15 protein-coding genes are annotated in these 13,681 nt (G+C 23.7%); 4 read left to right on the top strand and 11 right to left on the bottom strand.

The window, feature by feature from the left end; translation table 11 throughout:
- Genes AC4FQ1_RS11635 through AC4FQ1_RS11615 form a run of 5 tightly spaced genes read right to left on the bottom strand, consistent with a single transcriptional unit; the run spans position 1 to position 3,579 of the window.
- On the bottom strand, positions 1-1,704 hold the full coding sequence (locus tag AC4FQ1_RS11635; RefSeq protein WP_303130468.1) for a bifunctional diguanylate cyclase/phosphohydrolase: 1,704 nt from the start codon (positions 1,702-1,704) through the stop codon (positions 1-3).
- A gap of 52 nt (positions 1,705-1,756) precedes the next feature.
- Positions 1,757-1,891 carry a cyclic lactone autoinducer peptide gene (locus tag AC4FQ1_RS11630; protein ID WP_303130470.1) on the bottom strand — a complete coding sequence of 45 codons (135 nt, stop codon included), beginning with the start codon at positions 1,889-1,891 and terminating at the stop codon, positions 1,757-1,759.
- Between the two features lie 30 nt (positions 1,892-1,921).
- The gene (locus tag AC4FQ1_RS11625) at positions 1,922-2,554 is read right to left on the bottom strand and encodes an accessory gene regulator ArgB-like protein (RefSeq protein WP_491169738.1); all 633 of its coding nucleotides are present in this window, start codon (positions 2,552-2,554) and stop codon (positions 1,922-1,924) included.
- Positions 2,547-3,011, bottom strand: a complete 465-nt coding sequence (locus AC4FQ1_RS11620; RefSeq protein ID WP_491169737.1) for a hypothetical protein — start codon at positions 3,009-3,011, stop codon at positions 2,547-2,549. Before AC4FQ1_RS11620 ends, AC4FQ1_RS11625 begins: the two co-directional genes overlap by 8 nt.
- 13 nt (positions 3,012-3,024) lie before the next feature.
- Entirely contained in the window at positions 3,025-3,579 is a 555-nt protein-coding gene (locus AC4FQ1_RS11615; RefSeq protein WP_491169736.1) for a DUF5317 family protein, read from the bottom strand.
- A 342-nt stretch (positions 3,580-3,921) separates the two neighbouring features.
- On the opposite strand from AC4FQ1_RS11615, the gene AC4FQ1_RS11610 reads away from it, so the two are divergent.
- A complete protein-coding gene (locus AC4FQ1_RS11610) occupies positions 3,922-4,929 on the top strand; it encodes a PLP-dependent cysteine synthase family protein (RefSeq protein ID WP_491169735.1) in 1,008 nt (335 codons plus the stop codon).
- 76 nt (positions 4,930-5,005) lie between these two features.
- On the opposite strand, the gene AC4FQ1_RS11605 is transcribed toward AC4FQ1_RS11610, so the two are convergent.
- Positions 5,006-5,737, bottom strand: coding sequence for an ATP-binding cassette domain-containing protein (locus AC4FQ1_RS11605; RefSeq protein WP_303127995.1), 732 nt, complete (start codon positions 5,735-5,737; stop codon positions 5,006-5,008).
- 9 nt (positions 5,738-5,746) lie between these two features.
- Entirely contained in the window at positions 5,747-7,324 is a 1,578-nt protein-coding gene (locus AC4FQ1_RS11600) for an ABC transporter permease/substrate-binding protein (protein ID WP_491169734.1), read from the bottom strand.
- A 143-nt stretch (positions 7,325-7,467) separates the two neighbouring features.
- Between AC4FQ1_RS11600 and AC4FQ1_RS11595 the strand changes: the two genes are divergently transcribed.
- Positions 7,468-8,310, top strand: coding sequence for a patatin-like phospholipase family protein (locus AC4FQ1_RS11595; protein ID WP_491169733.1), 843 nt, complete (start codon positions 7,468-7,470; stop codon positions 8,308-8,310).
- Between the two features lie 20 nt (positions 8,311-8,330).
- Here AC4FQ1_RS11595 and msrB read toward each other — a convergent pair whose 3' ends face one another.
- A complete protein-coding gene (gene msrB, locus AC4FQ1_RS11590; protein WP_303128171.1) occupies positions 8,331-8,783 on the bottom strand; it encodes a peptide-methionine (R)-S-oxide reductase MsrB in 453 nt (150 codons plus the stop codon).
- Positions 8,784-8,863: 80 nt separating this feature from the next.
- Positions 8,864-10,735, bottom strand: coding sequence for a sensor histidine kinase (locus AC4FQ1_RS11585; RefSeq protein ID WP_491169732.1), 1,872 nt, complete (start codon positions 10,733-10,735; stop codon positions 8,864-8,866).
- A gap of 152 nt (positions 10,736-10,887) precedes the next feature.
- Here AC4FQ1_RS11585 and AC4FQ1_RS11580 point away from each other — a divergent pair, with 152 nt between their 5' ends.
- Entirely contained in the window at positions 10,888-11,097 is a 210-nt protein-coding gene (locus tag AC4FQ1_RS11580; protein ID WP_303128004.1) for a cold-shock protein, read from the top strand.
- A 33-nt stretch (positions 11,098-11,130) separates the two neighbouring features.
- Here the strand turns inward: AC4FQ1_RS11580 and AC4FQ1_RS11575 are convergent, their stop codons facing one another.
- A complete protein-coding gene (locus AC4FQ1_RS11575; RefSeq protein WP_491169731.1) occupies positions 11,131-11,673 on the bottom strand; it encodes a hypothetical protein in 543 nt (180 codons plus the stop codon).
- 97 nt (positions 11,674-11,770) lie between these two features.
- Between AC4FQ1_RS11575 and nagZ the strand changes: the two genes are divergently transcribed.
- Positions 11,771-12,988, top strand: a complete 1,218-nt coding sequence (nagZ, locus tag AC4FQ1_RS11570; RefSeq protein WP_491169730.1) for a beta-N-acetylhexosaminidase — start codon at positions 11,771-11,773, stop codon at positions 12,986-12,988.
- A 49-nt stretch (positions 12,989-13,037) separates the two neighbouring features.
- Here nagZ and AC4FQ1_RS11565 read toward each other — a convergent pair whose 3' ends face one another.
- Entirely contained in the window at positions 13,038-13,592 is a 555-nt protein-coding gene (locus tag AC4FQ1_RS11565) for an ECF transporter S component (protein ID WP_491169729.1), read from the bottom strand.
- Positions 13,593-13,681: the final 89 nt, after the last annotated feature.

Raw genomic sequence — 13,681 nt, 5'->3', positions numbered from 1 at the left:
TTAATGATCTGGTATTTCTCCTAATTTATCTTTATTTTCTTTTATTACTTCAATAAATTTATTAGCAATTTCAGGGTCAAACTGCCTTCCACTCCATTTTTTTAATTCTTCCATACCTTCTTCATAAGTTTTTCTTTTATTGTAAGGTCTATTTGATGTCATAGCATCAAAGCTATCTACAACTGTTAAAACTCTCGCTAAATATGGTATTTCTTCTCCTTTTAATCCCTTAGGATATCCACTACCATCATATTTTTCATGATGATGAAGTATTATTGATTCTATTCTTTTTAATGAAGTTACAGGTTTTATAATATCTACTCCATTTTGAGGATGCTCCTTCAACAAATTCCATTCTTCATCATTAAGTGGCATTTTTTTTATTAATATTTCTTTTGCAATATTAATTTTACCAACATCATGCATATAAGCCCCGTATATTAAACTATTTTTATCTTCTTCACTAAGATTTAATTTATTTGCAAGTAATCTACTGTAAAGAACTACTCTCTCACAATGTCCATATGTATATCTATCTTTTGCGTTTATAACACTTATTAATGTTTTTATAGAAGTAACTAGCTTAACTTCATCTTCACTAATATCTCTTTTTATTTCTTCTAATATTGAAACATAAGTTTCTACTCTATTTTTATTAAAAAACTTAGCTTTATAAAGTGCATCATCAGCACTTTTTATAAGTTCAAATTCATCTTTTGCCTTATCTGGATAAATTGATATTCCAATTGATACTGTTAAATTCCCATTAGGTTGATTTTGTTGTCCATAAAAATATTCCTTCTCAATGCACTGTCTTATGTTCTCTGCAACATCACTTGCGATAACTTCATCGGTATTTGGTAAAATTACTGCAAATTCTTCTCCACCATATCTTGCAACAGTATCTCCAATCCTTATACTATCTTTAAGAATAGAGCCTACCTTTTTTAGAACTTTATCTCCCTCTTGATGCCCATACAAATCATTATAATTTTTAAAATAATCTATATCTATAAATATAACAGATAATTTTTGTTTGTTTTCTTTTGAATTTTCTAATTCCTTTTCTAACGCATCAAAAAAATATCTATGGTTATAAACACCTGTAAGACCATCTTCATTAGCCAAATCTTTTAATCTTTCTATATGTTCTCCTTCTATCTTTACATAAAACCCTAAAGGCCATGCTGTTAAGAAAAATACTCCTACTAATATTAAATCATTTTCAAAATATCTATTTATTTCAACATTAGGCATATATAAAATATCTACACCTAAAATTATAATAGATGAAATCAAAGCAAATATCATTCCTTGCTTTAATCCGGATTGTATAGTTGTTGTTATTATTATAAATAAAAATAATATTTTATATCCACTAGTATTTGCTCCTGAAATTACTATAACTACTGAAAATATTATAACAAATGTTATATTTTCTATTATTTGAAATAATAACGAATGTTTATTTTTCAATTTACTTGGTGTATAAAAATTCCATATAACATAAATAAATAATAATAAACATGTTATAAATCCTACTAATAGTATCCCATACTGGCTATATAATATATCATTTTTTAAAATTCCATCACTAAAAAAATATTGTATAATTATCATTCCAGTAAATAAAAGAGTAGATATTTTTACTACAGCAACTATATCATTTAACTGTTTATATTTATTTTTGTCTATTTCATTCATAACTTCTTCCTCATACTACAAAGGACCAGAATTTATCTGGCCCCTTAAATTTCTACTCTTCTCTTAAAGATTTTGGTTCTTCTGGTTGATGAAAGCACCAAAAACATGCTGATGTAGCAACTGTTCCTGCAACAACTGTTGCTACTGTTGCAATAGCCATTAATACTTTGTTGTTTAGTTTTTTCATAATTTATTCCCCCTTAATTTATAAATGAAATTATTTTATAAAAAAAGTATCTAAAGCACCTAACAATTTATGTCCTAACTTAGTAAGAGAAAAAACTTGCCATAAAGTAGCACATCCTAAAACATTAGCATATAATAATAATTTATAGTTATCTTCTAAATAATAAAATATTATAAATGCTATTAATATTAGCAAATAAATTGTTAATACTTGCATAGATCTTTTTTTTAGCTTTTTTCTTCTTTCTGTTTTTCTTATAGGTTTATTTGCACTATCTACAGGAGCTAATCTATAAATAATAATATAAGAAAATATGAAAATAATAAGTGATATTGCTATAGTGAAATAAATATTAATATTTATTTTACTAATTAATAATGGAATTAAAACACATATTAAAGTTCCAATAATTAAACAACCTGATGAACTATTTGAATGAACACCACCTGAATATTTTCTAAGTATACTAATTCCAAATGACATTATTAATGCTTCAATAAGTACATTAAATATAACTCCAAATATAATTACAAGTAATATTGATACCCCAATTTGTAATATACCATATATACCATATGCTATTACTTCTTCTTCATCCTTGTCTATACTACTATTTTCACAAGCTATTTTTCTTGCAATATTTTTTGATATATAATTAAACATCTTTAATTTTTTTCCTATTCTTCAAAAAATTTATTAATATTATAATTGCTAAAAATATAACTAACGATGGTATTCCATAAATAGTTTTTAAAATTGGATCACTAAATATTGATGTAACATTTTCTCCAACTTTAAGCTGTATTAAAAACAAATTTATAGCTTCTGAAAAAAATAAAATTATAGCTGTAAATATCCCACCTTTTATGCATTCTAAAGTGTTTATTTTATTTAAAAAATTAGTAATACAAACTAATAAAATTATATTTAATATAGTATGTGTTCCATATCCTATAGGAAAACTTCTTACTACAAACATACTAATAGCTAATCCTATACTTGATATAATATATTTATTTAAATCTACTTTTTTATTTGCAAATACATAAATTGCAAATACAAATAAAAAACTTTCTGGTATAGCCCTTACTATTAATTCAAAAAATGATATATGCAACATATTATGTCTCTCCTTATACGCAATTATTGGTTAAAGATTTATTTATCTCTCTTACAGAACTAAATATTATTATAAATACAAAAGCTCTTATAAAAATATCTCCTACACTTAATACACTATACCCTAAATCAAATATATCAGTTAAAAATTTCACTTTAGTATTTGAACTACCTAAAATATGTATATCGTTTACTTTATTAAAAGAATCTGCCTTTGCATAACCTGTTAAATAGGATAATTTAGGAAATACAGGCATAAAACCACCATTAAATTTTATAGCCATATCATTTAACACTCCACCAACTATTACAAAAGCTGATCCAATTATTGCACTAACATATTGTTTGTATTTAAAAATTAAAGGTAAATATGAACTTAAGTAAATTATTTTAAGTATTCCAGCATACTTTATAAAACTATAATTACCATTAAATATGTTAAATTGTATAATTAAATTTATAAATTCTATAAATATAATAGGATATATAAAATAATTATTAAACAAAGGTTTTATTTTATATCCTTTAATTTTGCAAAAAATCAAAGCAATTATAATAGTTTCCAACATTTAAGCTATCTCCTATTTTTCGATAAAATTCCTATTTTTATTCCAAATTATTCTTCTTTGTAAATTATACTATATTTCAAATTTACTTTCTATATTTTTTAACTAAATTACAAACTTATTTCTATCTAAAAATTAATAAAATTTAAATTAAATTAATTTTTCTATCCTAAAATTAGTAATATATTATAATATTAAAACTTAAATTATCATTAAGTAATAACATAAATAGTAATTTTTTCAAATATTTAATTTTAAAATTTTAATTAATTTATTTTAAATTTTAAATCATCTAATATAAAAATTAAATATACTAATATAAAAGTATTTTTTAGGAGATTTTTTATGGATAGTTTAAATAATAAATTTAATTCACTTGAAAATTTAATAGGCAATACCCCTCTTATTGAAATTCTATTTTCTTATAAGGGTAAAGAAATGAAAATATATACTAAACTTGAGTATTATAATTATACCGGAAGTATAAAAGACAGAGTTGCTCTTTATATATTAAAAAAAGCTTACTCTGAAAACAAAATAAATCCTGATACTACAATAGTAGAATGTACAAGTGGTAATATGGGAATTTCATTAGCTTCAATAGGAAGTTTCTTAAATAATAAGGTTAAAATTTATTTACCTGAATGGATGAGTGAGGAAAGAAAAAAATTATTAATTAGTTTTGGAGCAGAAATACAGTTAATTTCTAAATCCTCTGGAGGATTTTTAGAATGTATAAGACTTGCTAAAGAAGAAGCAAAGCTTAATAAAAATATTTTTCTTCCAAGTCAATTTGAAAACTCAAATAATATAATGGCTCATTATTTAACTACTGGTCCTGAAATTTTAAATGCATTATATAAAAAAAATTTAATTCCTAATTGTTTTGTTGCTGGAGTTGGAACTGGTGGAACTATTATGGGTATATCTAGATATTTAAAAACTATTAATCCTAAGTTAAAATCTTATCCAATTGAACCTTCAAATTCCAAAATATTATCATGTAAATTTAGTAACTCTTCACACAGAATAGAAGGTATATCTGATGACTTTGTTCCCCAAATTTTAAAACTTTATGAACTTAACAGAATTATTGATGTAGACGATGGAGATTCTATAATTATGGCGCAAAAACTTTCTAATTCCTTAGGGCTTGGGGTTGGTATTTCATCAGGTGCTAATTTTTTAGGAGCTGTTAAAGTTCTTTTAAAGGAAGGTTTAAATAATACTATTGTAACTGTTTTTCCAGATGATAATAAAAAATATTTAAGCACAGATCTTATGAAAAATGAACCTATTAAAGAAACATTTTTATCTAAAGATATAGAACTATTATCTTTTAATGTATTATAAAACAAACGAGATAAATACTAAATATTTAGTATTTATCTCTAAAACTTAAATTTATATTATTTATAAAGATTTTTAATTAATCTCCTATAAGTTCTTTTACATAATCAGTTTTAGGACTTTCCTTTAATTCCTTAGGTGTCCCCATCTGCTCTATTTTTCCTTTATTCATAACTATAACTATACTTCCAAGTTTTAATGCTTCATCTATATCATGAGTAATAAAAAATATAGTCATATTAAGTTTTTTTTGAATCTTTATTATTTCATCTTGTAATGATTTTCTAGTTATTTCATCTACTGCTCCAAAAGGCTCATCCATAAGCAATATATCTGGTTCTTTAGCTAAAGCTCTTGCTATTCCAACTCTTTGCTTTTGCCCACCACTTAATTCTCTTGGATATCTATTTATTAATTCTTCTTCTAAATGAACAACTTTCATTAATTCTTTAACTTTTCTTTTTGTTGCATCTTTATCATTTTTATCTAAATCTAATACAAAAGATATATTTTTTTCAACTGTCATATGTGGAAATAATCCTATACCTTGTATTACATATCCTATATTTTTTCGAATTTCTGTAATGTTTTTATTTTTTATATCTTCCCCATTTATTATAACATTTCCTGAGTCTGGTTTTAATAATCCATTTATAAGCTTTAATGTAGTAGTTTTTCCACTGCCTGAACTTCCTATTACTGTAACAAATTCACCTTTTGATAGATTTAAATTAAAATTTTTTAATACCTTTTTATCTCCATAACTTTTACTTACTTCTTTAAAACTAATTATAGTTTTACTATCCTTCATAAAAAACTCCTATTCAATTAATCCTTTCTTTACTAAAAATTCCTTGGCTACCTGAAAATCATCCTTTTTATTTATTTCAACATCGTAATTCATACTAATAATTTCTTTTTCACTTATATTTTTTTCTAATAAATTAAGTACATCTTCTAACTCAGGATATTCATCTAAAGTTTCTTGTCTAATAATAGTTCCTGCAAAATAATCCGGAAAAAACTTTTTATCATCTTTTAAAACTTTAAATCTTTCATCTACCAATCTTCCATCTGTTGTTGATGCTGTTATTACGTCAACTTTTCCATCCTCTATGGCTTTATATTTTAACCCCATATCTAAATCAAGCGAATTTTTAAATTTAAACCCATAAAGTTGTGAAATAGCGTCATATCCATCATCTCTTTCATAAAAATCATATTCAGCTCCAAAAATTAAATTTTCAGATACCTTTGCCAGATCTGAATAAGTTTCTATTTCATACTTTTCTGCTAAATCTTTATTCATTACAATAGCATATGTACTATTATATCCATAAAGATTTAGCCAATTTAATTTAAATCTATTTTTATATTCTTCTTTTAGTTCTTTTATTAATTCATTTTTTTCCTTTATACTATCTTTTTTTAATACATATTCCCAAGATGTTCCCGTATACTCTGGATATAAATCAATTTCACCTGAAACTAATGCTGGATGTATATTAGCAGTTCCACCACCTATCCCCTTTTTTATATCAACTTCTATATCCGTTTTATTCTCTATTAATTGAGCTATAATTTCTGTAAGTATATATTGTTCTGTCATAGGTTTAGATGCAACTATAATCTTTTTATTTTCACTAAAATATCCAAATAACATGCTAAATATAACAACTATAATAGTTGTTGATATTACTACCTTTGTTTTAAAATTAAACTCTTTATTTTCTTTTTTATTTACTGATTTTTTATATCCTTTAGCCATATTATTTATCTTTTTCTCTAAGCGAGATAATATTAAATCTATTAAAAGAGCTATAAGAGCTATAAGTAAGCTTCCTGCTAAAGTCATTTCTTTACTATTTGTTGTTATACCTCTCCATATAGCAACTCCAAGGCCTCCTGCTCCGATAAAAGATGCTATTCCACAAAGTGCTATAGTCATAACTACCATATTTCTAAATCCTGCAAATATAACTGGTGCTGCAAGTGGTATTTTTATTTTATATAAAAGTTGAATATTGGTTGCACCCATACCCTTACCTGCTTCAATTATATCTTTATCAATATTTAAAATACCTGTATAAGTATTTGTTATCATAGGCAGTAGACCATATATTGATAATGTGATTATAGCCGTAATATTTCCAACACCTGATATAGAAACTAAAAATCCTAATATTGCTATTGATGGTATTGTATATAAAAAACTTGTTATCCCTTTAACTGGCATTGCTAATTTTTTCTTTTCAGATATTAATATACCTAAACTTATACCAATTATTGCTGATATTACTATAGCAATTAAAGATAAAAATAAATGCTCTCCTATTAATTTTAAGAAAAAATCTTTTCTTTCTAAATACAAATCTAAAACACTTTTTACAAATTCCATAATTCTCCTAATTATATATTAGTATTACTAAAATATATTTATATTAATTTTAATTTATTACTTAATATATTTATTTGTATTTGCTAATTTTCAATGTTAGTTATATACTTTATTATTATAATATTTTATTTTCAGGAGGTTTTATGACTAGTTTAATATTAGAAGGAGGTACTTTTAGACCTATTTTTAGTGCTGGTGTAATGGATGCTCTTTTAGAACATAATATTTCTTTTCCATATTGCATAGGAGTTTCAGCTGGAATTACCAATGGATTTTCCTATTTTTCTGCTCAAAAAGGTAGAAATTTAGAAATCCTTGAAAAATACAGAAATGACAAAAGATATTTAGGTATTAAAAACTTTTTTAAATGTAAAAGTATTTTTGGACTAGATTTTGTTTTTGATGAAATTCCAAATAAACTTTCCCCTTATAATATTGAAGCTCTTACAAATTATAAGGGAAGAGTATTAGTTGGGGTTACTAATGCTATTACAGGAAAAACCGAATATTTAGATGGTAAAAAAATTGACGCTAAAAATACTATGCTTAGAGCAACATGTGCAATTCCTTTATTTTTTCCTGCAATAAAAATTAATGAAAATTATTATTACGATGGCGGATTATTAGATCCTATTCCAATAAAAAAAGCTATAAAAGATGGAAATGAAAAGCATCTAATAATACTTACAAGACCAAAAAGTTATAGAAAAAAACTAAGTAAAGGTAATATAATTGCAGCTAAAATAGTTTCTAGAAAATATCCTAAATTAAAAGATTCATTTTTAACTCGTCATAAGTTATATAATGAAACTGTTAGGTTCTGTGAAGAACTAGAAAAACAAGGAAAAGCAATAATTTTAAGACCTAGGGAAGACCAAGCTATTGAAAGTTTTGAAAAAGATGTAGAAAAATTAAAAAAAGGTTATCAAGATGGTTATAATATGGCAATTGAACGTATAGAGGATATAAAAGAACTTTTAAAATAAAAATAGGCTACCAAAGTAGCCTATTTTTTATTTAGTAATTCTAGATATTCATCATATCCTTCACTTTCCATATCTTCTTTTCTAATAAATCTCAAAGCACCTGAATTTATACAATATCTAAGTCCGCCTAATTCCTTTGGTCCATCACAAAAAACGTGTCCTAAATGAGAGTCTGAATTTTTTGCTCTTACTTCTATTCTTTCCATATTAAAGCTACTGTCTCTCTTTTCTCTTATTAAACTTCTATCTATTGGTTTACTAAATGCTGGCCATCCACACCCTGAATCAAATTTATCAGTTGACACAAATAAAGGTTCACCACTTGTTATATCAACATATATACCTTCTTCAAAATTATCCCAATATTCATTTGCAAAGGGTGGCTCTGTTACATCCTCTTGTGTTATTTTATATTGTAAATCAGAAAGTCTTTTTTTAAGTTCTCTTTCGTCTAATTTTTTATACTTTTTCATCTTCATCTATTTCAACCTCTTTTTATAGTATTGTAACAATATTTTAACCTATAACTAAAGTGTTATTAAATAATTTATTATTAATTTAGATATATATCTGAAAATTCTATTTCTATTTTATTAAGCTGTACCTGATCAACATAATTAAGTTCTTCAATGTAAGATTTTATTTCTTCTTCATCACTTAAAACATCAGGTATTCTTATTAAAAATTCAGTACCAACACCTAAAACACTCTTTATTTTTATTTCTCCTCCATGAAGCTTAACTAATTCATTTACTATATATAATCCGATTCCACAACCTTCATTTAATTTAGTCATTCTATTATTTACATTTTCCAATCTATCAAATAAGCTATTTAATTTATCCATAGGAATACCTATGCCTCTATCTCTTATTCTTATTTCAATCATTCCATCATTTAAAAGTAGATTAACATTTATAGGTTCATTTTTATCATTAAACTTTATAGCATTTGATAATACATTAAGTATTATTCTTTCCATATGATCTTTATCAAATAAAGCTAATTTTTCTTCAAATTCAGTGTCAAATACTATATTTATAGAACTATTATTTAAATAATTATTTGCCCTATCTATTATATTTTCAACTAATCTTACTATTTCTATTTTTCTAGGATTATAACTAAAGAAACCCTCTGATATTTTTACACTATCTATCATGTTATTTATAAGTTTAATCATTCTAAATATATTTTTATTACATGTCTTTATATACATATCATATTTTTGACTATCTTCTAAAGATAATTTTTTAATTTTACAATCAAGTAACTGTATAGATGTATATATTAAATTTATAGGTGTTTTAAATTCATGAGATATATTTGCAAAAAATTCTCTTTTTATTTTCTCCAGTCCTTTTTCTTCTTGCATTTTATTTGTTATATCATTCATAACTATTATTCTTCTTACTATATTTTTATTTTCATCTTTAAAAGGATTGCTTTTTATCCAAATCCATCTCATTTCATTATCTTTTCTTATAATTCTTACCATTAAATCTATAGGTCTATTAAAATCAATTTTATTAAATATTTCTTTATCCTCTTCATGGAGCATTTCTCTAATTATTTCTATACTATCCTTTTTATATAACTCTCCTCTACTTATACCAAATATTTTTTCAAATGCTTGATTTACAAATACAATTTTTTCATTATCTTTTATTATTACTGAATCCTCTAAATTATTTAACATATTAAATAAAATAAGTTCATTATTTAGTAAGCTTTCTTCAACAGCAATTCTGTATGATACATCTTTAGCTATACCAATAATACCTAAAACATTATTTTTGTTATCAAAATAAGGAACTTTCATAGTTTCCTCTATAAATTTTCGTCCATTATTTAAAATTTTTTCTTCTATATATATTTTCTCATTTTTATTTTTTATAACTTCTTTATCACGTTTTTTAAATTGATTTGCAATATTATATCCGAATAAATCCAAATCTGTTTTTCCTATTATTTCGCTTTTACTTAACCCTAAATGATCTGCAAATTTTTTATTGCAATTTAAATATACTCCATTTACATTCTTATGGAATATATAATCAGGCATAGAATCTATAAATAATTCTAAAAAATTTTTTTCATTTATATAATCTTCAATTTTATTCTTTAACCATAAAACAACATAATTATCATCAATTCTTTTTAACGAAATATTATCAGTATTAACTTCAAAATATTTATTATTTTGATACATTATACTCTCATAAAAATTATTAATCCCCATCTGTTCAGATATTTTTTCATATAATATAGTCTCACTAAACTTTTTATTTATTATACTTATATCACTAAAGTTAGTTTCTTCAATTAATAGATCTTTCTCTATTCCATCATTATCCCTCAGTATTTTGCAATAAAAATAATTATCCGAAACGCTATTTAATATTTTCTTCCATACACTCCCCATATATATATAACCTTTTCCCCTTTTTATTTCTCCATTTTATTCAATTTTTGTATATTATATAACATATTATACACTTAAATAATATATTTTTTAAATATTTTTTTATTTTTAGCTAATAATATATATGAAATTAAATTTAAGGAGAGATTTTTATGTCAAGTACAACTGGAGTTGTTAAATGGTTTAATCAAGAAAAAGGATATGGATTTATATCTTGCGATAATGGAAATGATGTTTTCGTTCATTTTTCACAAATTAAAAATAGTGAAAAAAATAAAGAACTTCATGAAGGTGAAAGTGTTTCATTTGATATAACTGATGGACAAAAAGGACCAATGGCTATAAATGTACAAAAACTTTAACAAAAAGGTACTACAATTCTTGTAGTACCTCTTTTAATATATATTTTTAATTATATATTTATTTATAATTTTTCCAAGTTCCTTACTCTCTTTTATGATGTTACATTTATATATATTATCATATAAGTCAACTTCTACAAGTTCAATATTTAAACTTTCATTTTCTAAATATAATAATATACAATATGAAGATTCTATAGTAAACTTCATATCTCCTGTTTCTATTAAACTTTCTACAGTTTTATAATCATGAAAATTTTCAGAAGTTTCTTCATAACATTCCCCTTTTGCTATCCTATACTGAACTCCATCTATTGCCCTAAAAAAGGTAACATTATCATCACATATTCCACCAATCATTAAAGCTATTCCAAAATCTTTAGAATTAATATATTCTTTAATATTATTTTTTTCCTTTTTGTTATTTATTATTTTTAAATCTTTAATATTAACTATATCTATTAAATCTATTAATCTTTCATTCATTAAAGATTTATAAATGTATTTTAAATCATTCTCATATTGAGATAAAAATTTATCAATATTATATTTAGATTTAATCACTATTTTTTCCATAAATTATTCTCCCTAAAAGTTTTATGTTTACTAACATATTATTATATTATCATAGTAAACTATAATATTAACAATTATTTTTGATTATAGGAGATTTATGAAAAAATTATTTTTTATTTTAAACTTTTTATTTGTAATATTAATTTTATCACTATATATAAATACTTATCCATCCAAATTTAATTCTATTAATGTTTCAAATAATATAGATAATAATGAACTAATAAAAAATAAAATAAGCAATATGACATTAGATGAAAAAATTGGACAACTTATAATTTGTGGCTTTGATGGATACACTCTCGATAATAATTTTAAAAAATTAATTAAAGAAAACCATTTAGGTGGTATAATTTTATTTAGTAAAAATATAAAAAATTCAGATGGACTTCTTAATATTATAAACAGTTTAAAAGAAACTAATAGTTCTAATAAAATTCCACTTTTTATATCAGTAGATGAAGAAGGGGGAACTGTTTCTAGAATGCCTAATGAAATTTATAACCTTCCATCTAATAAATATATAGGTCAAATAAATAATGAAAATTTTAGTTACGAAATAGGAAAACTTTTAGGAAAGCAACTATCTGCCTTTGGCTTTAATTTAAACTTTGCTCCTGTACTAGATATAAATAGCAATCCTAATAATCCAGTTATAGGTACAAGATCTTTTGGAAATGATAAAAATTTAGTTTCTAAATTAGGAGTTAAAGTTATAGAAGGTATGAAAGAAGAAAATATTATTCCAGTTGCTAAGCATTTTCCAGGTCATGGAGATACATCAGTAGATTCCCATTTAAATCTTCCAATCATAAACTATGATTTTAATAGGCTTAATAATTTTGAATTAATTCCATTCAAAGAAGCTATAAAAAATGGTGTTGATGCTATAATGGTTGCACATATATTAATTCCAAAATTAGATAAAAATAATCCTGCTACACTTTCAAAAACTATAATAACAGACATATTAAGAAATAAATTGAATTTTAATGGCTTAATATTAACTGATGATATGACTATGGGTGCAATAACCGAAAATTATAATATAGGTGATGCAGCTATAAAATCAATTAATGCTGGTAGTGATATAATCCTAGTTTGTCATGAAACAAATAATATAAACACAGTAATAAATTCAATAAAATTTGCTGTTTCTAAAAATATAATAACTGAAAATAGAATTAATGAAAGTGTTTATAGAATATTATATGTTAAAGAGAAATTCAAATTAAATAATAATAAAATAGATTTTGTAGATATAAACTCTATTAACTATAAAATTAATAAAGTTTTGCAAAAGTACAAAAAATAAAAGAGTTTTTTAAACTCTTTTATTTTTATATAATTTAAATTATGTCTTTTTATTTAAATATTTTTTTCCTCATAGCATATATAAATTTAGCTAATGGAATAGCTATTATGATTCCTAATATAACTTGAACAGTATCTCCTGGTAAATGCATAGTTGCATATATTATACTACCTATAAAGCCATTTGATGCACCTAAAATTAAACCTCCCATTATAGCATTAGCAATAAAATATCCAAATAAATCAATAATTCCTCCAATAATAAATGCTAAAATATAAACTTTTATAGTTTTATCTTTAAATCTCTCAATAATAACTGCAACAAAAAATGCCATTAATCCTTTTATTACAAAAGTAAAAGGGGCCCATATTAAGTATCCTGCAAATATATCAACTAAAGCCATGCCAATAGAAGCAGATACTGTACCATATTTTTTACCAAGCAAAACTCCAGATAATAAAACCATACAATCACCAGGTTGCATAAAACCATTAAGTGTAGGTATCTTTATTATGCTTCCAGAAATAAATACAATTGCTATCATTAAACTTGTCATTATAAGAATTTTTATTTTTTCATCTTCTTTAACTTTTAAATTCTTCAATTTTATTCCCCCATATTTTCTTTTAATTTACCCTATTAATATATTATCCTTATAAATCTAATACTATTCTTGTATAACTCTTCAGTCAA

It is taken from the genome of Clostridium sp. TJA020 (assembly GCF_058310295.1).
The sequence above is the reverse complement of the archived record's forward strand: the minus strand, read 5'-3'. Positions and strand labels throughout refer to the sequence as shown.

Coding starts and splice junctions, on each gene's coding strand:
- AC4FQ1_RS11630 (WP_303130470.1), bottom strand. CDS start 1,891: ATGAAAAAACTAAACAACAAAGTATTAATGGCTATTGCAACAGTAGCA.
- nagZ (WP_491169730.1), top strand. CDS start 11,771: ATGAAAAAATTATTTTTTATTTTAAACTTTTTATTTGTAATATTAATT.
- AC4FQ1_RS11585 (WP_491169732.1), bottom strand. CDS start 10,735: ATGGGGAGTGTATGGAAGAAAATATTAAATAGCGTTTCGGATAATTAT.
- msrB (WP_303128171.1), bottom strand. CDS start 8,783: ATGAAAAAGTATAAAAAATTAGACGAAAGAGAACTTAAAAAAAGACTT.
- AC4FQ1_RS11620 (WP_491169737.1), bottom strand. CDS start 3,011: ATGTTGCATATATCATTTTTTGAATTAATAGTAAGGGCTATACCAGAA.
- AC4FQ1_RS11575 (WP_491169731.1), bottom strand. CDS start 11,673: ATGGAAAAAATAGTGATTAAATCTAAATATAATATTGATAAATTTTTA.
- AC4FQ1_RS11635 (WP_303130468.1), bottom strand. CDS start 1,704: ATGAATGAAATAGACAAAAATAAATATAAACAGTTAAATGATATAGTT.
- AC4FQ1_RS11580 (WP_303128004.1), top strand. CDS start 10,888: ATGTCAAGTACAACTGGAGTTGTTAAATGGTTTAATCAAGAAAAAGGA.
- AC4FQ1_RS11605 (WP_303127995.1), bottom strand. CDS start 5,737: ATGAAGGATAGTAAAACTATAATTAGTTTTAAAGAAGTAAGTAAAAGT.
- AC4FQ1_RS11615 (WP_491169736.1), bottom strand. CDS start 3,579: ATGTTGGAAACTATTATAATTGCTTTGATTTTTTGCAAAATTAAAGGA.
- AC4FQ1_RS11610 (WP_491169735.1), top strand. CDS start 3,922: ATGGATAGTTTAAATAATAAATTTAATTCACTTGAAAATTTAATAGGC.
- AC4FQ1_RS11625 (WP_491169738.1), bottom strand. CDS start 2,554: ATGTTTAATTATATATCAAAAAATATTGCAAGAAAAATAGCTTGTGAA.
- AC4FQ1_RS11595 (WP_491169733.1), top strand. CDS start 7,468: ATGACTAGTTTAATATTAGAAGGAGGTACTTTTAGACCTATTTTTAGT.
- AC4FQ1_RS11600 (WP_491169734.1), bottom strand. CDS start 7,324: ATGGAATTTGTAAAAAGTGTTTTAGATTTGTATTTAGAAAGAAAAGAT.